This is a genomic window from Aggregicoccus sp. 17bor-14, assembly GCF_009659535.1.
Classification (GTDB): Bacteria; Myxococcota; Myxococcia; order Myxococcales; family Myxococcaceae; genus Aggregicoccus.
Genome location: NZ_VJZZ01000002.1, coordinates 254,210 through 273,840, shown reverse-complemented (window position 1 = coordinate 273,840; position 19,631 = coordinate 254,210). Strand labels below are relative to the sequence as shown.

The following is a 19,631-nucleotide window of genomic DNA, read 5'->3' as shown; positions in this document are numbered from 1 at the left end:
GCCGGCGCTTTAGCCGAGCCGGAAGCTGCGCACCACGCTCTGCAGCTCCACGGAGAGGTTGGTCAGCTCGCTCGCGAGCCCGGTCATCTGGCTCACCGCGCCCACCTGCTCCTGGATGACGGCCTGGATGGCCTCGGTGGAGCCGGCGTTGTCGCGCGCCACGCGGCTGATCTCCTCGATCGCCTTCACCATCTCCTCGCTGCCCTTGAGCTGCTCGCGGGCGCTGTCGGAGATGAGGTGCACCTTGTCCGCGCCCTTGCGCGCGGTGTCGGTGATGGCGCCCATGGAGCGCACGATCGCGGTGAGGTCCTCGCGGCCCTCCTCGAGCTCCGCGATGCCCTCCTTCATGGCGCTGACCACCGAGGTGGACTGGCCGGAGATGTCGCGCGCGAGCTTGGAGATCTGCTCCGCGGAGCGACCGGCGCTCTCGGCGAGCTTGCGCACCTCGTCCGCGACCACCGCGAAGCCGCGGCCGTACTCGCCCGCGCGCGCCGCCTCGATCGTCGCGTTGAGCGCGAGCAGGTTCGTCTGCTGGGCCACCTGGGTGATGGCGTCCACGATCTTGGAGATCTCCTGCGTCTTCTCGCCGAAGGCGAACACCTGCTGGCTCGCGTCCTCGATGCGGTTGAAGACCTTCTTCACCTTCTCGCCGGCGAGCCGCGCCGCCTTGCTGCCGTCCTCGGCGGACATGCTGGTGTCCGCGGAGGCGCGGGTCGCGTCCTCGGCCGAGGTGGCGGTGCGCTGGATGCTGCCGGCCATCTCGGTGATGACCTTGGAGGCCTGCACCACCAGCTGGCGCTGGGCGGCGGCGCCGGTCGCGATCTTGTCCATGGAGGAGCCCACCTCCTCGGTGGACCCGTTCACGTTCTCGGCGGAGCGGCTCAGGTCGCGCGCGGTGTCCGCCACGCTCTTGGCGGTGTCCTGGATCTTGCCCACCAGCTCGCGCAGGTTCTCCTGCATCTTGCTGATGGCGCCGGTGAGCTCGTCGATCTCGTCGCGCGCGATGCCGGCGGACGGGGTGTGCACCGGCTTGGAGAGGTCTCCCTGGGAGATCTCGAAGGCGGAGCGGCTGAGCACGCGCACGCGGGTGACGCGCGCGAGCAGGCTGGGCAGCGCGAGCGCGAGCACCAGGGTGATGACGCCGGCGAGCGTGAGCCGCAGGGCCACGCCCAGGTCCTCGGAGAGGAGGAAGGCCGCCGAGAGCGCCGCACCCAGCACCACGTAGCCGGTGAGGATCTTGAGGTGCAGCGACACGTCGCGGCCCTGGCCGGGCGCCTCGACGACGCGCAGCAGGCGCTGGACAGGCTCACGGCGCGTCGGCAGGCCGGAGGGGAGATCGTCGCGAAGGGGGCGGCGCACGGGGAGGGAGGGCCTCTGCGGATGCAGCGGTGAGAGACGAGGGGCTCCGGTTTATCCCCGCCCACCGGCACGGTCAATCTACCGCCCGGGCCTGCCTGCCAGGTGGTCGTGCCCGGCGGGCAGCGCGACCGGGCGACCGAGCGCGTCACGCAGCGGTGCGCCTCGGGAACCCTCCAGGATCACGCGGCCCGCGGGCCCCCGCGCCAGCGCACCCACACAGGTCACGGTGTGGCCCCCCCGCCCACACGCGCGCTCGAAGGCGCGCGCCCGGGCCGGCGGCACGGCGAGCAGCAGCTCGTAGTCCTCGCCGCCCGCGAGCGCCTCGGCGCGCGCGCGCTCGAGGCCCAGCACCCGCGCGAGCGCAGGCGAGACGGGCAGCCACGCGGGCACCACGCGCGCCGCCACGCGGGAGGCGCGCGCGAGGTGCCCGAGGTCCTGGGCGAGCCCGTCCGACAGGTCCATTCCGGCAGAGGCGAAGCGCGCGGCGAGCCGCCCCAGCGCGAGCCGCGGGGTGGGCCGCCGCTGGCGCTCCACCGCCGCGCCCCGGCGCACCCCGGCCTCGAGCTCGCGCAGGCCGTGGCGCGCCTCCCCCAGCCGCCCGCTCACGTAGAGCAGGTCTCCTGCGCGCCCGCCCGAGCGCAGCAGCGGCCGCGCGGGCGCGTGGCCCGCCACGGTGAGCGTGACGGAGAGCTCGCGCGCGCGCGTCACGTTGCCGCCCACGAGCGCGATGCCGCTCTCGCGCGCGAGCCGGGCCATGCCGCGCCCCAGCCGCACGCACGCCTCCCGGCCGAAGTCCGGCGGCAGCGCGAGCGCGCACACGAACCAGGCGGGCTCGGCGCCCATGGCCGCGAGGTCCGAGAGGTTCACCGCGAGCGCCTTGTGCCCGATGTCCTCGGGGCGGAAGGTGGCGCGCCGGAAGTGCACGTCCTCCACCACCGCGTCCGTGGTGACGCACAGCGCGCGGCGCGAGGGCGGCAGCAGCGCGCAGTCGTCCCCCGGGCCCCGCGGCGTGCGCGCGCGCGGGAAGCACGCGACGAAGGCGTCGATGAGCTCGAACTCTCCGGCAGTGGCGGGGGCGCGCTTCACGGCGCCGACCTCTAGCAGAGGGGCGCGCCCTTCAGTAGGCCCACTGCCCCAGCGCGTAGCGGCGCGTCAGCTCGTGGTTGAGCCACACCAGCCCCAGCGCGAGCGCCCCGCGCGCCCAGGGGGGCAGCCGCTCGAGCCGCTCCCCCGCGTAGAACGCGAGCGGGAAGAGCACCACCGTGTAGCGGAAGGCATTCACCAGCTCGCCCTGCAGCAGGATGAGCGCGAGCGAGAGCAGCGCGTAGAGCCCGAGCGGCCCGCTGCGCCGCCACAGGCCGGGCACCAGCGCGAGCGCGAGCAGGTACCAGGCGTGGCGCTGCAGCGAGCCCGTGTTCGTGTTCTGCCAGGGGTTGCCGAACCAGAAGGTGCGCAGCACGTCCCCCACCGAGGCGGCGTGGGTCCAGCCGCCCTGCGCGTGGAGGAAGGCGAGCGGGTCCCCGGTGCCCGCGGCCTCGTAGCCCAGCAGCGCGAGGAAGCCCGCGAACGCGAGGCCGCCCGTGAGCAGGAAGCGCCGCCACTGCGGCAGGCCCAGCAGCGCCGCCGTCACCGCGACGAGCACCCCCTGGTTGCGCGTCCACACGCACGCGGCCGCGAGCAGCCCCGCCACCACCGCGCGCCCACCCGCGGCCGCCCACAGCGCCCCGAAGGAGAGCAGGAGGAAGAGCCCCTCGGTGTGGTGCGAGTGCAGCGTGTAGCTCACCGGCCAGTACAGCAGCACGAACCAGCCCCAGCTCCCGCGCGGCAGGAGCGCGGCGCGCGCGTCGCCGGGCGCGACCCTCCCCTGCGCCCACGTCACCGCGAGCACGAAGAGGAGCAGCGCGAGCGTGGAGAGCAGCAGCCCCACGACCTGGGGCGCGAGCCCCCCGGGCAGCAGCCACAGCCCCGCGCGCACGGCCGCCGGATAGAGCGGGAGGAAGGCCCAGAGCGGCCCCTCGGCGCCGCGGGTGGCCACGGTGCTGTAGAGCGCCGAGTCCCAGCGGTTGAGCGCGTCCAGCAGCGGCACGCCCCGGCGCGCGCCCAGGTACAGCCAGCTGCCCAGGTGGTGCAGGAGCACGAGCGCGAGCAGCAGCAGGGGCACGCGCAGCCGGCGCGCGAAGCCGGGCTGCTGCGGCTCGGCGTCGGGAGCGATGGCCGGTGCGGGGTCGGGAGGGGCGGAGCGTGCGGCGGAGCTCACGGGCACGCTAGAAGCGGTCCGGCTCCACCACCGGCGGGGCGATGAGCACCGGGCCCTGCGAGGGCATGGGCGGGCGCACCGGGAGCACCGCGGTGAAGCGCGCGCCGTGGCCCAGCTCGCTCGCCACCCGCACCACGCCGCCGTGTCCCTCCACGAAGCTCTTCACGATGGCGAGCCCCAGCCCCGCGCCGCCGAACTCGCGCGTGCTGCTGTTGTCCACCTGGTAGAAGCTCTGGAAGATGCGGTCGAACTGGTCCGAGGGGATGCCCACCCCGCTGTCCTCCACGAGGATGCGGTAGCCCTCGCGCCCCAGCTCCGGCTGCGGCCCCTGCTCGCTCAGCTGCACGCTCACGGCGCCGCCCTGGGGCGTGAACTTCACCGCGTTGGCCAGCAGGTTCACCACCACCTGGCGCAGCTTGTCGCGGTCCGCGCCCACGCGCGGCTGGGGGCCCTCCGGCCGGCGCACCTTGAGCTGCACGCCCTTGCGCTGGGCCTGCGGCGCCACGCTGGTGAGCGCGTTCTGCAGCAGCTCCCCCACGTCCACCGGCTCGAAGGCGAGGCGCACCTTGCCCGCCTCGATCTGGCTGATGTCGAGGATGGAGGAGATGAGCTTGAGCAGCGTCTCCCCCTTGTCCACGATGGTGCGCACGTACTCGGCCTGCTCGGGGTTGAGCGCGCCGGCGAGCCCCTCGCTGAGCATCTCCGAGTAGCCGATGATGCTGGTGAGCGGCGTGCGCAGCTCGTGGCTCACCGTGGCGAGGAAGCTGCTCTTGAGCCGGTCCAGCTCCTTCAGCCGGGTGTTGAGCCCCTCGAGCCGCGCGTTCTGCTCCTCGAGCTCGCGGTTCGTCTCGAGCGTGGCCTCGATGTGCAGCTGGCTGGTGAGGTAGGTCTTCTGCCCCGCGGCGATGAGCGTGCCGAGCACCTGGCTGAAGTGCACCAGCACCTGCGCCACCGTGCGCTCGTGCGCGCGGCGCACCTTGCCCAGGTGCACGCGGGCGAGGTCCAGGTCCAGCCCCGCGAGGTCCTGCAGCGTGGGCGGGAAGTCCTTGAGCTCGTCCGGGGTGAAGGGGCCGAAGATGGTGCGCCCCAGCACGTCGCCCTCCCAGCGCACCGGCATCACCAGGTAGCGCAGGCCGGTGAAGCAGGGCAGCGTGAGCATGCCCAGCGCGCCGGGCACCTCGGTGAGCGGGGTGCGCGCGCCGAGCACCGGCTCGAGCGGCCCGTCCTTCACCCGCGCCACGGTGGCGGTGCAGCGGTGGCGCCCTTCCGCGTGGCTGAACACCGAGCCGCAGAAGTCCCCGTTGCCCACCTTCACGTCCGCGAGCTTGTTGCCGCGCGCGTCCAGCACCTTGATGCCCACGCCGTACAGGTCGCTGAAGCTCTTCACCACCTCCTGGAAGGTGGGCAGGTCCAGCATGTCCTGCAGCCCGAGCTTCTTCTGCAGCACGCTCTCGCGCCGCGGCACGGGCGTTGAAGTGGACGTCGGCGAATGCACGGGCACGAGCGCGGCGGCGGCGCTGTCCGAGGGGGCGCTCAACGCACGCCTCCGCGGCCGGCCACGGGCGGCGGCGTCGCGCCGGTGGGGCGGCGCGGCGGGTAGCGGCTCGCGAGCTGCGTGCCGGCCAGGTCCATCTGGCGGAAGATCTGCGCGAGGAACTCGCCCTCGGTGAGGTTCAGGTTGCGCCCCAGCTGGTGGCGCGCGTCCAGCTGGCGGTAGGCGCCCTGCAGCACGGCGTGGAAGGTCTCCAGCACGCCCTCGCCGCGGATGGCCACCGCGCCCACCACGGCCTCGCGGCCCTTCTTGCGCGTCTCCTCGATCTCCGCGTCGCTCTTGGTGTCCGGCAGGTCGCGCTTGTTGAACTGGATGACCACCGGCACGTGCGCGGGGTCCAGCCCGTTCTCGCGCATGTTCTCCTGCAGGTTCTTCCAGTACGCGTTGTTGTCCTTGCCGGCGCTGCGGCGGCTGTCCGCGATGAAAGCCACCGCGTCCGCGTTCTGCAGCACGATGCGCCGGGTGGCGTTGTGGATGACCTGGCCGGGCACGGTGAACAGCTTCACCTTCACCTTGAAGCCGGCCTCGGTGGTGAAGAAGACGGGCAGCAGGTCGAAGAACAGGGTGCGGTCGTCGTGCGTCTCGACGGTGAGCAGGCGGCCACGCACCTCGCTGCGCGTGCGCGCGTGGATCTGCTGCAGGTTCGTCGTCTTGCCGCTCAGGCCCGGGCCGTAATAGACGACCTTGACCGTGAGCTCGCGCTGCGCGTGATTGAGTTGCACGAGAGTTCTGTCCCGCCCCGGGCTGCCCTGCGCCCGGAGCGCGCGGGAGGCGCGGCACCGGACGACGTCCGCGGTTATACAGTCCCTGGACTCCGATGCCCAGGCAGCCCGGGCCTCCCCCGGCGCTCGCTCGTCCGCCGGTGGGGGGCGAGCGTCCACGGCCCGTCATTCGGGTGCGCGGAAGTGGGCTTCGGGTGGACTGCCAAGGTCCGGAATGACCGGGCCGTGCGCAGGGTTGAGGAGGGTTCCAGCCCGTGGTGGATGCGGTAGGATCCACGGCAGAGCGAGCGGGCGTACACCGTCTGACGAGAAGGCCTGAAGGAGCACACCGAATGACGATGAAGCGGGTGGAGTCCGGCGTGGAGCTGAGCACGGTGCCGTTGCTGGACCTGGCCAGCCTGCCCAACGACCTGGCCACCGCCGCCAAGTTCGCGCCCCCCTCGGACGAGGACATGCCGACCGTGGCCGCGCTGCGGGCTTCGAGCGAGCCGTGGAAGTCGCGCGGTGAGGGCCCCGAGGAGAGCCTGCAGGCGCTGACCCAGCTGCGGCCCTACATCCACGTGATGAAGCTGCAGGGGCAGGCCGTGGGCTACGTGACCATCGAGCGCGACGGGCCGGTGCCCGGCGCCGCCTACATGCGCAACATCGTGGTGAAGCCGGAGCTGCGCCGCAAGGGCCTGGGCGTGCTGCTGCTCAACCACGCCATCCAGGTCGCGCGCGACATGTTCCGCAAGACGCTGGCGCTGCGCGTGGACCCGGCGAACGCGCCGGCCGTGAGCTTCTACCGCACCGCGGGCTTCACCACCGTGGCCACCGTGGTGTCCAAGAAGAGCGGCAAGCTGCGGCTGCTCATGTCGCGCGAGCTGTAGCGCGCGCGCACGCAGCTCGCGTCTCCCCTGCGGGAGGGTGCACCGCACCCTCCCGCTTCACTTTCCAGGGCCTCATGACTTCGCACCTCTTCGCTCCCCCCTGGGGTCTGCCGGACGACCACGACGTGGCGCTCGCGCGCGCGCTCGAGCGCGAGGACTGGGCCACCGCGCTGCTGCTCTTGCGCGACCACCTGCCGGAGGGGCCCGGGGGCGCCGTGCCCCCGCGCCTGCTCGCGCTGATGGCCTTCCTGCGCTTCCAGGACGCGCTCACCGTGATGCAGGAGGAGCTGGTGCCCGCCTCCCAGGAGGCGCTCGCGCTGCTGGAGCGCGCGGCGGAAGGCGGCCTGCCGATGGACGAGGTGGCCCCGCTGCGCGAGGAGGTGGAGCGCGCGCTCGCCGCCGAGACGGCCGCGGAGCTGCGCGCCGAGGCGCTCACCCCCGAGGCTGCCCGCAGCGCGCCGCTCGAGCAGGTGGTGGACGCCGCCGAGCGCCTGCGCCCCGGGCGTCCCCTGCAGGCCTCCGCCCTCTTCCTCGCCGCCGCCGAGCGCGACCCCGCCCACGCCCCGCTGCACCGGGCGGACGCCGGCGTGGCGCTGCACCTGGCGGGCGAGCGCGACCGGGCGCGCCCGCTCCTCGAGGAGGCCCTGCAGGCGGACTGGCGCAGCGCCCCCCTGCGCCCCGGGCGCCTGCGCGCCGACTGGGCCGCGAGCCTGCTCGTGGAGGACGCGCTCGCCGCGGGCGACCGCGAGCGCGTGGCGCGGCTGTGGGCCGAGGCCCAGGCGCGCGGCGCGCAGCTCGGCCTGCCTTTCCCCGCCAACTGGCTCAACCAGGAGCGGCTGCTGCAGCGGCTGCTTGCGCACGGCGACGGCGTGCGCGCGGCGCAGGTGGCGAGCCGCATCGAGGCCTCGCGCGAGTACGTGCCGCGCGCGCTCGCCCAGCGGCTGCGCGAGGCGCGCGGGCTCGCGCGCACGCAGGCCGAGGGCGGCGGCGCGAAGCTGCACTGAGCGGGCCGCCGGAGACGGCGCTCGCGCCCGACGCATCTGGAGTTCAGGCTGGCGATTCACTCCGAATCGTCAATCCAGGGCGCTGCGCACGCCTGCTTCATTGACGATTAGCCCCGGTTACTTGACGATTCGTCCATGAGGCGGCCGAACGTCAGGGAAATCGTCAAGCAGACGGTGGATGCGCTCCTGGCACAGCAGGCCCGGGTCACCAGCGGCGAGGTGGGAAGCCGAGCTGGCATCTCCCGACAAGCCGCACATGCCCACCTGAGCGCGCTGGCTTCGGAAGGGCTCCTGACGCGGGAGGGCGCAGGACGCGGCACCCACTACCGGCGCGCGCGGCCCTCCGGGCTGCAGCTGACGCTGCTCACTGCGGGTCTCCAGGAAGACCAGGTGTGGAAGGACCTCGAGCGGCGCGCGCCGTGGCTCGGCCAGCTTCCCCAGCGCGCCATGGACATCCTCCACTTTGCCTTCACCGAGCTGCTCAACAACGCCATCGACCACTCGGGTGCGGCCGAGGTGGAGGTCCTGCTCGAGCAGGAGCCGCAGCGCGTGGCATTCGAGGTCGTGGACGCGGGCGAGGGCATCTTCGAGCACGCGCGCCGGCTGCTGCACCTGCGCGACCACTTCGAGGCGCTGCAGGAGCTCTCCAAGGGCAAGGTCACCACGGCGCCCGAGGCCCACACCGGGCAGGGCCTGTTCTTCTCGTCGAAGGCGGTGGACGTGCTGCTCGTCGAGAGCGGCGCGCTGCGCTGGTGGACCGACAACGTGCGCGGGGACGTGGGGCTCGGAGAGCTGCAGCCTGCGCGCCAGGGCACTCGCGTGCGCGCGGAGCTCGCCACGGACACCTCGCGCGAGCTCAAGGCCGTCTTCGATGCCTACAGCAACGAAGACTTTGCGTTCATGCGCTCGCGCGCCTTCATCAAGCTCTTCGAGGTGGGCGTGGACTTCGTCTCCCGCTCGGAGGCGAAGCGCCTGCTCCACGGAATGGAGAAGTTCGAGGAGGTGGTGCTCGACTTCCGGGGCGTGCGCTCCGTGGGCCAGGGCTTCGCCGACGAGGTGTTCCGCGTCTGGGCCCGTGCCCACCCCGGCACGCGGCTCCTCCCGGAGCACATGAACGACGCGGTGCGCTTCATGGTGGAGCGAGCGCGGGTCGGATGAACGTCCGCCTCAGCGCTGGTGGAACCAGTCCTCGAGCTCCTCGAGGCCCTGCACCCGGTGCGCGGGCGGCAGGCTCGCGAGGAAGGCGCGCCCGTAGCTCTTGGTGAGGATGCGCCGGTCCAGCAGCGCCACCACGCCCCGGTCGGAGCGCGTGCGGATGAGCCGCCCGAAGCCCTGGCGCAGCGTGAGCGCCGCCTCCGGGAGCTGGTAGCTGCCGAAGGGCTCCTCGCCGCGTCCCTCCAGCTGCCGGATGCGCGCCGCCACGAGCGGGTCTCCGGGCGAGGCGAAGGGCAGCCGGTCGATGATGACGAGGCTCAGCGCATCCCCCGGCACGTCCACGCCCTCCCAGAAGGAGTGCGCGGCGAAGAGCACGCTGGGCTCCTGGCGGAAGGCCTCGAGCAGCTGCTGCTTCGGGCGCTCGCCCTGCAGGAGGACCTGATAGGGCAGCCGGTGCAGCGCGAGCGCGTGCGCGCGCTGCATGTTGCGCAGGCTGGTGAAGAGCACGAAGGCCCTGCCCCCCGTCACCTCGCAGAGGCGGATGATCTCCTCGGCCGCCGCCTCGATGAACCCGGGCGCGCTGGGGTCCGGCAGGTGCGTGGGCAGGTAGAGCGCCGCCTGCTCCGTGTAGTCGAAGGGGCTGGGCACCTGCACCTGGCGCACGCTCGTCACCGGCGCGCCGTCCTCGTCGTAGAGCCCCATGCGGCGCGCGAAGAAGTCGAAGCGCCCCTCGGCCGCGAGCGTGGCGGAGGTGAACACCACCGTGTCCGTGGCGCCGTAAAGGCGTGTCTGCAGCTCGCGCGCGATGTCGATGGGGCTCGCGCGCAGGAAGATGCCGCGCCCGCGCGCCTCGGCCCAGTACACGTGGTCCGCGCTGCCGACCTCACCCAGGAAGGAGAGCTCCGCCACCAGCTCCGCGCTGCGGCGCGTGAGGGCCGAGAGCTGCGCCTCCTCCTCGGCCGCCGTGAAGCTGCCCAGCGCCGCGAGCCCCTCCTTCACCCGCTCGATGGCCCCGGAGAGCCGCGCCATGCGCTCGGGCACCAGGGCCACCGAGCCCTCGCTGCCCGTGAGCCCGAGCGCCGCGGGCGCCTGCGCGAAGAGCGCATCCGCCTGCGCGCGCACCCGCAGCGCGAGCGCCGCGAGCATCCCGCTGCGCGCGTCCGTCTGCGGCAGCGCCGCCTGCGCGTCGCGCGCTAGCTCCTCCAGCCGGAAGCTGGAGACGCTGCAGCCGAAGTGGCCGCTCGCCGCGTCCTCGAGCGCGTGCGCCTCGTCGAAGATGACTGCGTCGTAGGGGGGCAGCACGCCCGCCTCGCGCGCGCCGGTGCTGCGCAGCGCGAGGTCCGCGAAGAAGAGGTGGTGGTTCACCACCAGCAGGTCCGCGTTCTCCGCCTGGCGGCGCGTGCGCGTGACGAAGCAGGTCTCGTACGCGGGGCACTGCGTGCCGAGGCAGGTCTCCGACGTCGTGGACAGCCGCGACCAGGCGGCGAAGTTCTCCGGCAGCTCCAGCTCGCCGCGGTCCCCCGTCTCGGTGCGGCCCGCCCAGGCCTGCAGCAGCGGCCAGGCGCGCGCCTCCTCGCGGCTGACGAACTGCGGGTCCTTCGCGAAGGCGTCGTAGCGGTGCAGGCAGAGGTAGTTGCTGCGGCCCTTGAGGTAGGCCGCCTCGAACTGCAGCCCCATGCGCTCGCGCAGCAGCGGCAGGTCCTTGAAGAAGATCTGATCCTGCAGGGTCTTCGTCGCGGTGCTCACCACGACGCGCCGACCGCTGAGCAGCGCGGGCACCAGGTACGCGAGCGTCTTGCCCGTGCCGGTGCCGGCCTCGGCCAGCAGGTAGCTCTGCTCGCCGAAGGCGCGCTCCACGGCGCGCGCCATCTGCAGCTGCTCGGGCCGGTGCTCGTACGCGGGCAGCGCGGACTGCAGCGCGCCGCCGGGGCCCAGCAGCAGGTCGACGGAGAGGGAGGTGGCGGAGTGGGGAGAGCGCACGGCGGGCCCCGCAGTGTAACGCCCGCGCGCCCTGCCTGCCCGCCTCTCTCGCCCTCGCGCGGCGCGCCTGCCCGTCTGCCCTCAGTGCGAGGGGCCGGAGAGCAGGTCCTTCAGCTGCCCCACGAACATCACCGCGAGCACCAGCAGCACCAGCATGATCAGCACCTGCACCACGAGGCGCGAGCGCGAGCGGCCCTCAGCCGCCCCCTCCTCCCGCGCGAGCTGTGCGGGGCCGGAGGAGATGCTGGCGAGCCGCAGCACCTCGTCCCGCCCCCGCTGGGCGAAGAGGTCCTGCGGGGCCTGCACGAGCCTCAGCCGGTACAGCTTCCCCGCCCCCGCCAGCTCCCCGCGGGCGAGCGCGAGCTGCACGAAGCGCTCGTGGCGCGCCTCCTCGTCCCAGTGGGCGAGCAGCTCCACCCAGGCCTCGCCCAGCGGCCCGCTCGGGCGGTGCTCCTCGGGGCGGAAGTTCGCGTACGCGAGGCCGCACGCCGCGCACACCTCGGAGCCCTCGCGCCGGCGCGCCAGGCACTTGGGGCAGTGGCCGGGCGGCGGCGCGAAGGGGTCCTCCGAGCGCGCGAGCGCGGCCGCCTGGCGCACCGTCTCGCCCGAGGGGCGCAGCGACACCACCCGAAGCGCCGGGGGCGCGCGGTGCTCGGCCGGCGCGGGCTCGGCGCGCGGGTCCGCCGCAGCAGCCTCGTCGCGAGGCGCGTCGGCCTCGGCCCACGCCGTATTCGCTCGAGCCGCATCGGCTCGAGCCGCATCGACTCGAGCCGCATCGGCCCGGGTCGCCTCCGCCCGGGTCGCGGCGCTGCGAGCCGCGTCGCTCCGGGCCAGGTCATTCCGGGTCCAGTCGTCACGCGCCGCATCGCTCCGGGCCGCTGCGTCGGCCGTCGCGGCATCCCGCGTCTCCCGCGAGTCCGCGGCGGGCGGGGGCGCGGCGCTCTGGCGCACGGGCGCTTCGGCGCGGGTGTCGGCCCCGCAGCGCTCGCAGGTGAGCAGCAGCGCCGCCGTGCCCGGCTCGAGCCGGAACCCCGCCGGCGCGACGAGCCGCTCGCAGCCCTCGCACAGGTACTTCACCGGAACACCGTGGTGATGGGGACGGGCATCGCGCAGCCCACGAGCGCGAGCAGGCACAGCGCGCTCACCACCCGCCGCCCCGGGCTGAGCGCCTCCTCCGGCACCAGCACCTGCGGATGGCCGAAGCCCACGAAGCGCCCCGCGACGAGCAGCCACACCACCCAGGTCCACTGCACGAACACGGTGAGCACCAGCAGCAGCAGCGCCACCGCCTTGCCCACGGCGCGCGCGCGGCGGCCCAGCACCGCGAACGCCACGTGGCCGCCGTCCAGCTGCCCCACCGGCATCAGGTTGAGCAGCGTCACCAGCAGGCCGAACCACGCGGCGAGCATCGGCGCGCTCATCGCCACGTCCTTGCCCGCGGGCAGCGCGCCCAGCGCGAGGTGGCGCACGGCGAGCAGCAGCAGGGGGTCTCCGAACACCGTCACCTCCTGCGTGTGGGCCGGGGGCGCGACGCCCGCGAGCCAGTCGCGCACGAAGGCGAAGAGCTCTGCGCCCACGTGCAGCAGCGAGCCGTACGCGGGGAAGTGGACGGGCAGGTGCGTCGCGTCCACCACCACCGCGTGGCGGAAGCTCCAGAAGAGCACCGGCAGCGCCACCGCCAGGCCCGCGAGCGGCCCCGCCGCCCCGATGTCCACCAGCGCGTTGCGGCTGGGGATGGGGGCGCGCAGCCGGATGACCGCGCCCATGGTGCCGAAGCCCAGGAAGGGCAGCGGGATGAAGTAGGGCAGGGAGCTGTCCACCCCGTGCACCCGCGCGAGCACGTAGTGCCCCATCTCGTGCGCCCCGAGGATGGCCACCGTGCACAGGGCGAAGGTGGCCGCCTCCTGCAGCTGCGGCGCGGTGGCCTGCAGCCACTCCCCTCCCCACAGGCCGAAGAACCACCAGAGGAAGGTGAGGAAGGTGGTGCCCAGCGTGAGCACCACCAGCGCCAGGTTCAGCAGCGGCCGGTCACCCGGCCTGAAGAGGGCAGTCGCCATGAGCGTGAGCCTCCGGGGTAGCAGGCGCGGCGCGCCTTTTCAACGTGCCCCGGGAAGGGAGGGGGCCGTGCGCTTGACTGGGCTCGGCCGTCTGCTACGCCCGCTCACCCATGAAGACGGTCCTCCCGGCGCTCGCGCTCCTCGCGCTCTGCGCCTGCACCAGTGTCGAGGTCACGACGGTGAAGGCCGACGACCTCACCGCCCAGAGCGGCGCCCCCAAGGCCGTCATCCAGGCGAACGCCCTGGGCCTCACCGCCCTCTTCCACATGGTGGACCTGGTCCCGAGCAACCTGGACATCGTGGTGAACAAGATGCTGGTGGCCGAGGCCAAGGCGATGGGCGCGAAGAAGGTGGAGCTCAAGAGCGCCCACACCACCCCGCGCCACGGCCTCTATGCCCTCACCGGCTTCATCATCGGCTTCACCAGCTCGAGCGCCGTGGGCGTGGCGGTCGAGTAGCGCCGGGGAGCGCGCGCGTGGGCCCCGCTCGCGGTCTGCTCCTGCTGATCCTCGTCGTGGCGCCCGGCTGCGAGCGCGGCGGCAGCGGCAGCGCGGCCGACGCGGCGCGCCTGCTGCGGCAGGTGGAGCAGGGCCTGGGCGAGCGCGACGCGCGGCTGCGCACCTTCCGCTTCGAGGGCACGGTGCAGGAGGAGGGCGAAGCCCCCCTGCCCTTCCGCTTCGCCTACCGCGCCCCGGCGCGCATGCGCGGCAGCCTCGGGGGCAGCAGTCCCTGCACCTTCGCGTACGACGGCGAGCACCTGTACGAGCAGCGCGACGCCGAGCGCCGCCTCACCACCTTCACGCTCGCGCTGCCGCCACCCGAGCGCACCGCCTTCCTCACCGAGGTCTTCTCGCCGTTCCTTCCGGAGGGCTTCCGGGTGCCGCTCCTGCCGCGCACGGGCGTGAGCGCCGAGCGCGCCGTGCACCGGCTCGCCCCCCAGGCGGTGCGCCTGCGCGTGGCGCTGCCCCAGGGCGAGCAGGTGGAGTACCTGCTGCGCTGGCCCTCGCTGGACTTCCTGGGCAAGCGCACCCAGGCAGGCGAGCTGCGGGTGGAGGCGGAGGCCTGCGACGCCGCCCTGCACCTGTGCGTGCCGCGCCGGCTCACCCGCTGGGTGGACGGGCGACAGGTGGGGCAAACCGAGCTGCGGGACATCGCGCTCGGCCCCGCCCTCCCCTCCGGGCTCTTCGTGCTCGAGGCCCCCGCGGGCTACGAGGCGCGCACGCAGCGGCTGGTGCCGCGATCACCCTGAGGCTTGCCCCCGCGCCGCCGCGTGACGACCTTGGCCCCATGGTCGCTGCGGTCATCTTCGATGTGGACGGCACGCTGGTGGACTCCGTGGACGAGCACGCCGAGGCGTGGCGACGCGCCTTCCTCGAGTACGGACAGGACGTGCCCTTCGCCCACGTGCGCAGCCAGATCGGCAAGGGCGCGGACCAGCTGCTCCCGGTGTTCTTCACCGAGGAGGAGCTGGGCAAGTTCGGCAAGGAGCTGGAGCACTTCCGCAGCGAGCTGTTCAAGCGCGACTTCATGCCCAAGCTGCGCCCCTTCCCCCAGGTGCGCGAGCTGTTCGAGGCGCTCGCGCGCGACGGGGTGAAGCGCGGGCTCGCCTCGAGCGCGAAGGGCGACGAGCTCGAGTTCTACGTGAAGCTGTGCGGCATCCAGGACCTGGTGGACCTGAAGACCTCGAAGGACGACATCGAGCAGAGCAAGCCCGCGCCGGACATCTTCGAGGCCGCGTGGAAGAAGGCCGGCAGCCCGGAGAAGGAGCGCGTGGTGGTGGTGGGCGACACGCCCTACGACGCCATCGCGGCCACGAAGCTGCAGCTGCCGGCGCTCGGCGTGCTGTGCGGCGGCTTCAGCGCCTCGGACCTGCGGGCCGCGGGCTGCCGCGCCCTGATGAAGGACCCGGCCGAGATGCTCGCGCGCTACGAGGCCGCGCGCACGCGCTGGCCCTGGGAGGGCGCGCAGGCCGAGGGTGAGCGCTCGCGCTAGAGCCCGCGAGCGCCCCCGGCTCCCCTGCCTCTAGCGGCGGGCGCGCCTGGTGCTGGTGCGCTTGGCGGCCGTGCGGCGGGCGCCCGGCTTGCGCGCGGTGACGCGCTTGCCGGCGGTGCTGCGCTTCGCGGTGCGCTTGCCGCGGCTCGCGCTCTTGCGGGCCGTGCCGCGCTTCGCGGTGCTGCGCTTGGCCGTGGCGCGCTTCGCCGCGGTGCCACCGGTGCGGCGCTTGGCCCCGCCGGAGCGCTTGCTGCGGGTACCGGTGCTGCGCTTCGCGGTGGACTTGCGAGAGGTCTTTCGAGCAGCCATGCGTGCTTCCTCCGTTGAGAAGCGACGCCCTGCGTGGCGACACTGCGTTGCAAGTGGCTGCAACGTCGCACCGTGGACATCGCGTGCTGCACCAAAGGTGTGCAGCCGGGCTGCCATGCGGAAGTCCCCACCTTCTGCATTTGCCGCTTTCGTGCAGCCGCGCGCTGCGCGAGCAGGGGGTCACCGCAACTTTTCGCGCGCAGGGGGGTTGAGGGCGCCAGGGCCGGAAACGCCTCACGCTGCCGACTGGAGACACACCTACATGAGCCACCCTCTCTCCCACCGCCTGCCACTCCCCCGCATCCTGCTGTGTGCCCTCGTGCCCCTCGCGCTCGCCGGCTGTGGCCGCGGCGCGGACGACGACGCCTCGCTCGCCGTGGACGAGGCGAGCGCGTACCTCCAGGCCTCCCAGGAGACGGGGGACATCGGCGCGGACGCGGTGGTGGCCGCGGACGACACGTCCGTGGGTGCGCTCGCGGACGAGGACGTGGCGATGTCCACGGGCGACGCCACGGACGATGGCAGCCCGTGCGACTTCCAGGCGCGCCGCCAGCAGGTGCTGGCGAAGTACGACGCGAACGGCGACGGGCACCTGGACCGCGCGGAGCTGCGGGCGCTGCGCGCGGACCTCGTGGAGGACGGCCTGCGTCCGCGCCGCTGGGCGCTGGGCACGCGCGCCCGGGCGTGGGCCTTCTGGCGCGTGCGCTGGGCCTTCGACGAGGACGGCAGCCACAGCCTCGACGCCGAGGAGCGCGCCTCGCTGGTGGATGCGATGGAGGCGCGCTGCGAGCGCCTGCACGCGCAGCGCCTCGAGCACTTCGATGCGAACCATGACGGGCAGCTCGACGACGCGGAGCGCGCGGCGGCGCGCGAGGCCGCCCGCCAGCGCTGGGCCGAGCTGCGCGCGGCGCTGCTCGCCAAGTACGACGCAAACGGCAACGGCCAGCTCGACGACGCGGAGCGCGCCCAGCTGCGCGCGGACCGCGTGGCGGCGGCCCAGGCGCGCCGCGCGCAGCTCGTGGCCCAGTACGACACGGACGGGGACGGCCGGCTGAGCGTCGCGGAGGCGCTGCCCCTGCGAAAGGCGCTGCAGCAGCGCATCATCGAAGGGAAGGACGCGGAGCGGGACGGCACGCCCTCCGCTCCGTAGCGAGCGGGCGTACAGGCGTCCCGCCCGCCGACCGCTCACGCACGGGCCCCTCGGTGCGCACCTTGGTCCTCGGGGCAGCCTGCCCCCTGGGCCGCCCGCCTCCTGGGCCGCCCAAAGAGGAGGAAGTCCGTGACCGAGTCCGAGGCCGCGCTCTCTCACCCCCCGCGTCAGGAGTCCCCGCTCCTCGAGGCGGGCCCCGCGGTGCTGCTGGTGAACACCCGCTCGCGCTCGGGCCGCGAGGCCTTCGAGCAGGCGCAGGCGCTGCTCGCCGAGCGCGGGGTGGCGCTCACCGAGGCGCTCGCCGTGACGCGGCCCCAGCGCCTGCCGAAGCTGGTGGACGCGGCGCTCGCGGCCGGGGCGCGCCGGGTGCTGGTGGGCGGCGGGGACGGCACCCTGTCCTGCGCCGCGGCGCGGCTGGTGGGGCGCGACGCGGTGCTCGGCGTGCTGCCCCTGGGCACCGCGAACGACTTCGCGCGCAACCTGGGGCTCGCCCCCACGCTGGAGGCCGCGTGCGACGCCATCGCGCGCGGCTTCACGGTGAAGGTGGACGTGGGGCTCGCCAACGGACGCCCCTTCCTGAACGCCGCGAGCCTCGGGCTCGCCAGCGCGATCGCGAAGCGGCTGACGAAGGAGCTGAAGCAGAAGGCGGGCAAGCTCGCCTACCCCGTGGCGGCGGCCGCCGAGGCCTGGGGCCACGAGGCCTTCCGCGTGCGGCTGCGCACCGTGGAGGGCGAGACGCTGGACTCCGAGGTGCTGCAGCTGGTGGTGGGCAACGGCCGCTACCACGGGGCGGGCAACGTGGTGAGCCCGGACGGCACGCTCGATGACCGGCGGCTCGACGTGTACGCGGTGGTGTCGCCCGCGTGCGAGGCCGGGCAGGAGGACACCGGCCTCGGGCACCTGCGCGACCTGGGCACGCTCGCGAGCATCGCCCTGAAGCTCAAGAAGGGCGAGCACGTGGAGCACCCGCAGGTGGTGACGCTGCGCACGCGCGGGCTCGAGCTCAGCGCGGAGCCCGTGCAGGACGTGAACGCGGACGGCGAGCTGGTGGGCCAGACGCCCATGCGCTTCGAGGTGCAGCCGGGCGCCCTGCGCGTGTACGCCCCCGAGCGGCACTAGGCGTCCGCGCACGAACGCTGTCCGCAGGCACAGTGCCTCTTCGGGAATGCGGGGCGCAGTGTGGGCTTCTGGGCTTGCACACCCCTCGGAGGCCCCCATGCACGCAACCGCTGCTTCCCTCGTCCTGCTCCTCTCCACCGCCGCGCTCGCACAGGCCCCCAAGGTCACGCGCGAGCACCTCGCGCCCAAGGGCTGGGAGGGCTCGTACCACCGGCTCCACTACACGCCGGTGCTCAAGGTGGGGAACCGGGTCATCATCTCCGGCATCCCCGCCGCCGTGGGGGACACGGAGGAGGCGAAGATCCGCTGGGCCTTCGAGCAGCTCAAGCGCCACCTCGAGGCCGCGGGCGCGACGCTGGACGACGTGGTGGAGCTCACCAGCTTCCACGTGGCGAAAGACCAGGCCGAGTTCGACAAGCGCGTGGAGCCGGTGCTGCGCGTGCACCGCGAGTTCTTCAAGAAGAACTACCCGGCGTGGACGGCGGTGGCGACGCCCGCGCTCTTCTCCAAGGAGGCTCCGATGGAGCTGCGCGCCGAGGCAGTCATCGGCTCGGGCAAGACCGCGCGCTCCTCCATCCCGGAGCCGCCCGCGCAGCCGAAGCCCTAGCACCCTACTCGCGCGGGAGCGGCGCGGCGCGCGGGCTCGCCGGACGGCGCAGCGTCTGCGCCTTGCGCAGGCTCTTGTGGGCGAGCAGGAGGAAGCCGATTCCCATTCCGGCCTGCATGCTGAGCGCGCCACTGCCGCCGCCGAAGGCCAGCCGCTCGAGCACGCGCAGCAGACAGAGCGCGCCGAGCGCGCCGAACAGCGTCACCATCAGGTACCAGAAGAACGACATGCGCCGAGTGTAGCGCAGCGGGCGCTACTCGAGCACCCGGCCCAGCACCTGCGCGGTGAAGTTCACCAGCGGGATGATGCGCTGGTAGTTCATGCGGGTGGGGCCGATGACGCCCACCGTGCCCAGCACCGTGTCGCGCGTGCCGTAGGGGCTCGCGATGACCGTCACGTCCGGCGCGCTGGAGAACTCGCTCTCCGTGCCGATGAAGATCTGCATCTCCTTCGCGCGCTGCACCCGGTCCAGCAGCGCGAGCAGCTTGTGCTTCTCGCCCAGCGCCCGGAACAGCGCGCGCATGCGCTCCACGTCCGCGAACTCCGGGCTCTCCAGGAACGAGCCCGTGCCCTCGATGAGCACCCGCTCCTCCTGCTGCGCGCTGCCCTCGCTGCTCGCCTCGGTTGCCGCCACGCCCAGCTTCAGCGCCTTCGCGGTGAGCGCGTTGTAGAGCGCCTGCTCCTGCTCCATCTCCGTGCGGATGCGCTCGTGCGCGCGCTCCAGCGGGACTTCGCGCAAGAGCTCGCTCAGGTAGTTGGAGGCGCGCACCAGCTCGTCCGCACTCAGCGCGAAGTCCACCGTGAGCACCTTGTTCTGCACCTGCCCGCCCGCGCCCACCAGCACCGCGAGGACGCGGTTCTCGCGCAGGCGCACGAACTCGAGCCGCTGCAGCAGCGTGGCCGCCGCGCGCGGGGTGAGCACCACGCCCGCGTGGCGGGTGAGCGAGTGCAGGATCTTCGAGGCCTCCTGCAGGGTCTCTCCCACCCCGGCCTCCTGCGCGATGCCCTGCTCGATGAGCTCGCGCTCGCGCGGCCCCGGGTCCTTCAGCCGCACCAGCGTGTCCACGTAGAAGCGGTAGCCGCGGTCGGTGGGCACGCGGCCCGCGCTGGTGTGCGGCTTCTCCAGGTAGCCGAGCGCCTCCAGGTCCGCGAGCACGTTGCGCATCGTGGCCGAGGACACGTCGAACTCGGCCCGGCGGGTGAGCTGCTGGCTGCCCACGGGGCCGCCCGTGGCGATGTACTCCTGGACGACCGCGCGCAGCACCTCGCGCTCCCGCTCACCCAGGCCCAGCTCTTCCGGCGACATCCCGAGCTCACACTCCCTTGCCTGGCGCCCGCGCGGCGCGCGTGAAAAGCGCCAGGGATGTCAGAAGCTTAAGAAGGTCCCCCCGTCCGTTCAATCCCCCGCGCCGGACAGGCGGGCAGGCAGGCAGGGGAAAGGGCCATTTCGCCCGGGGCGGGCCATACAACCGCACGAAGCGGATCGCAGCGCGTGGGCG

At 73.6% G+C, this 19,631-nt stretch carries 20 protein-coding genes; 9 read left to right on the top strand and 11 right to left on the bottom strand.

The features are described from left to right. Positions 1-9: 9 nt before the first annotated feature. The 5 genes from FGE12_RS05055 to FGE12_RS05035 all read right to left on the bottom strand — a co-directional run bounded on the left by FGE12_RS05055 (position 10) and on the right by FGE12_RS05035 (position 5,890). A complete protein-coding gene (locus tag FGE12_RS05055; RefSeq protein WP_194797594.1) occupies positions 10-1,359 on the bottom strand; it encodes a HAMP domain-containing methyl-accepting chemotaxis protein in 1,350 nt (449 codons plus the stop codon). Positions 1,360-1,437: 78 nt separating this feature from the next. Further along, positions 1,438-2,445 carry a thiamine-phosphate kinase gene (gene thiL, locus FGE12_RS05050; protein ID WP_194797593.1) on the bottom strand — a complete coding sequence of 336 codons (1,008 nt, stop codon included), beginning with the start codon at positions 2,443-2,445 and terminating at the stop codon, positions 1,438-1,440. A 31-nt stretch (positions 2,446-2,476) separates the two neighbouring features. After that, entirely contained in the window at positions 2,477-3,616 is a 1,140-nt protein-coding gene (locus tag FGE12_RS05045; RefSeq protein ID WP_153865109.1) for a hypothetical protein, read from the bottom strand. 7 nt (positions 3,617-3,623) lie between these two features. Then, entirely contained in the window at positions 3,624-5,033 is a 1,410-nt protein-coding gene (locus tag FGE12_RS05040) for an ATP-binding protein (RefSeq protein WP_153865496.1), read from the bottom strand. A 116-nt stretch (positions 5,034-5,149) separates the two neighbouring features. Next, positions 5,150-5,890, bottom strand: coding sequence for a GTPase domain-containing protein (locus FGE12_RS05035; protein ID WP_194797592.1), 741 nt, complete (start codon positions 5,888-5,890; stop codon positions 5,150-5,152). Positions 5,891-6,222: 332 nt separating this feature from the next. On the opposite strand from FGE12_RS05035, the gene FGE12_RS05030 reads away from it, so the two are divergent. From FGE12_RS05030 to FGE12_RS05020, 3 genes are all read left to right on the top strand, one after another. After that, positions 6,223-6,759 carry an N-acetyltransferase gene (locus FGE12_RS05030; RefSeq protein WP_153865108.1) on the top strand — a complete coding sequence of 179 codons (537 nt, stop codon included), beginning with the start codon at positions 6,223-6,225 and terminating at the stop codon, positions 6,757-6,759. A 74-nt stretch (positions 6,760-6,833) separates the two neighbouring features. Then, a complete protein-coding gene (locus tag FGE12_RS05025; protein ID WP_153865107.1) occupies positions 6,834-7,763 on the top strand; it encodes a hypothetical protein in 930 nt (309 codons plus the stop codon). A gap of 390 nt (positions 7,764-8,153) precedes the next feature. After that, the gene (locus FGE12_RS05020) at positions 8,154-8,921 is read left to right on the top strand and encodes an STAS-like domain-containing protein (RefSeq protein WP_194797591.1); all 768 of its coding nucleotides are present in this window, start codon (positions 8,154-8,156) and stop codon (positions 8,919-8,921) included. A gap of 9 nt (positions 8,922-8,930) precedes the next feature. Here the strand turns inward: FGE12_RS05020 and FGE12_RS05015 are convergent, their stop codons facing one another. The 3 genes from FGE12_RS05015 to FGE12_RS05005 form a co-directional block, all read right to left on the bottom strand. Further along, positions 8,931-10,787 (bottom strand): ATP-dependent DNA helicase, encoded by a 1,857-nt coding sequence (locus FGE12_RS05015; RefSeq protein WP_228530604.1) that lies wholly within the window; start codon positions 10,785-10,787, stop codon positions 8,931-8,933. Between the two features lie 192 nt (positions 10,788-10,979). Beyond that, complete coding sequence (locus tag FGE12_RS05010) at positions 10,980-11,975, bottom strand: hypothetical protein (protein ID WP_153865105.1); 996 nt, start codon at positions 11,973-11,975, stop codon at positions 10,980-10,982. Further along, on the bottom strand, positions 11,972-12,955 hold the full coding sequence (locus FGE12_RS05005) for a site-2 protease family protein (protein ID WP_153865104.1): 984 nt from the start codon (positions 12,953-12,955) through the stop codon (positions 11,972-11,974). Before FGE12_RS05005 ends, FGE12_RS05010 begins: the two co-directional genes overlap by 4 nt. 110 nt (positions 12,956-13,065) lie before the next feature. Here FGE12_RS05005 and FGE12_RS05000 point away from each other — a divergent pair, with 110 nt between their 5' ends. The 3 genes from FGE12_RS05000 to FGE12_RS04990 are packed head-to-tail and all read left to right on the top strand — an operon-like array spanning position 13,066 to position 14,947. Then, positions 13,066-13,413: a hypothetical protein gene (locus FGE12_RS05000; protein ID WP_153865103.1), complete on the top strand. Its 348-nt coding sequence runs from the start codon at positions 13,066-13,068 to the stop codon at positions 13,411-13,413. Positions 13,414-13,430: 17 nt separating this feature from the next. Beyond that, on the top strand, positions 13,431-14,204 hold the full coding sequence (locus tag FGE12_RS04995; protein WP_194797589.1) for a hypothetical protein: 774 nt from the start codon (positions 13,431-13,433) through the stop codon (positions 14,202-14,204). Between the two features lie 38 nt (positions 14,205-14,242). Beyond that, positions 14,243-14,947, top strand: coding sequence for an HAD family hydrolase (locus FGE12_RS04990; RefSeq protein WP_153865102.1), 705 nt, complete (start codon positions 14,243-14,245; stop codon positions 14,945-14,947). A gap of 30 nt (positions 14,948-14,977) precedes the next feature. Here the strand turns inward: FGE12_RS04990 and FGE12_RS04985 are convergent, their stop codons facing one another. Next, entirely contained in the window at positions 14,978-15,256 is a 279-nt protein-coding gene (locus FGE12_RS04985) for a hypothetical protein (RefSeq protein ID WP_153865101.1), read from the bottom strand. A 262-nt stretch (positions 15,257-15,518) separates the two neighbouring features. On the opposite strand from FGE12_RS04985, the gene FGE12_RS04980 reads away from it, so the two are divergent. The 3 genes from FGE12_RS04980 to FGE12_RS04970 all read left to right on the top strand — a co-directional run bounded on the left by FGE12_RS04980 (position 15,519) and on the right by FGE12_RS04970 (position 18,132). Then, positions 15,519-16,406, top strand: coding sequence for a calcium-binding protein (locus FGE12_RS04980; RefSeq protein ID WP_194797588.1), 888 nt, complete (start codon positions 15,519-15,521; stop codon positions 16,404-16,406). Between the two features lie 129 nt (positions 16,407-16,535). Further along, positions 16,536-17,525: a lipid kinase gene (locus FGE12_RS04975; protein WP_370458888.1), complete on the top strand. Its 990-nt coding sequence runs from the start codon at positions 16,536-16,538 to the stop codon at positions 17,523-17,525. Positions 17,526-17,622: 97 nt separating this feature from the next. Further along, positions 17,623-18,132, top strand: coding sequence for a Rid family hydrolase (locus FGE12_RS04970; RefSeq protein ID WP_194797587.1), 510 nt, complete (start codon positions 17,623-17,625; stop codon positions 18,130-18,132). A gap of 4 nt (positions 18,133-18,136) precedes the next feature. On the opposite strand, the gene FGE12_RS04965 is transcribed toward FGE12_RS04970, so the two are convergent. After that, entirely contained in the window at positions 18,137-18,361 is a 225-nt protein-coding gene (locus FGE12_RS04965) for a hypothetical protein (protein ID WP_153865097.1), read from the bottom strand. A 24-nt stretch (positions 18,362-18,385) separates the two neighbouring features. Further along, positions 18,386-19,438, bottom strand: a complete 1,053-nt coding sequence (gene hrcA / locus FGE12_RS04960; RefSeq protein WP_153865096.1) for a heat-inducible transcriptional repressor HrcA — start codon at positions 19,436-19,438, stop codon at positions 18,386-18,388. Between the last annotated feature and the right edge of the window lie 193 nt (positions 19,439-19,631).

Bases quoted from the DNA above. Each gene is read 5' to 3' on its own strand.
- FGE12_RS05000 (WP_153865103.1), top strand. From the start codon at position 13,066: ATGAAGACGGTCCTCCCGGCGCTCGCGCTCCTCGCGCTCTGCGCCTGC.
- FGE12_RS05015 (WP_228530604.1), bottom strand. From the start codon at position 10,787: ATGGCGCGCGCCGTGGAGCGCGCCTTCGGCGAGCAGAGCTACCTGCTG.
- FGE12_RS04965 (WP_153865097.1), bottom strand. From the start codon at position 18,361: ATGTCGTTCTTCTGGTACCTGATGGTGACGCTGTTCGGCGCGCTCGGC.
- FGE12_RS04970 (WP_194797587.1), top strand. From the start codon at position 17,623: ATGCACGCAACCGCTGCTTCCCTCGTCCTGCTCCTCTCCACCGCCGCG.
- FGE12_RS04985 (WP_153865101.1), bottom strand. From the start codon at position 15,256: ATGGCTGCTCGAAAGACCTCTCGCAAGTCCACCGCGAAGCGCAGCACC.
- FGE12_RS05005 (WP_153865104.1), bottom strand. From the start codon at position 12,955: ATGGCGACTGCCCTCTTCAGGCCGGGTGACCGGCCGCTGCTGAACCTG.
- hrcA (WP_153865096.1), bottom strand. From the start codon at position 19,438: ATGTCGCCGGAAGAGCTGGGCCTGGGTGAGCGGGAGCGCGAGGTGCTG.
- FGE12_RS04990 (WP_153865102.1), top strand. From the start codon at position 14,243: ATGGTCGCTGCGGTCATCTTCGATGTGGACGGCACGCTGGTGGACTCC.
- FGE12_RS04980 (WP_194797588.1), top strand. From the start codon at position 15,519: ATGAGCCACCCTCTCTCCCACCGCCTGCCACTCCCCCGCATCCTGCTG.
- FGE12_RS05030 (WP_153865108.1), top strand. From the start codon at position 6,223: ATGACGATGAAGCGGGTGGAGTCCGGCGTGGAGCTGAGCACGGTGCCG.
- FGE12_RS05025 (WP_153865107.1), top strand. From the start codon at position 6,834: ATGACTTCGCACCTCTTCGCTCCCCCCTGGGGTCTGCCGGACGACCAC.
- FGE12_RS05040 (WP_153865496.1), bottom strand. From the start codon at position 5,033: ATGCTGGACCTGCCCACCTTCCAGGAGGTGGTGAAGAGCTTCAGCGAC.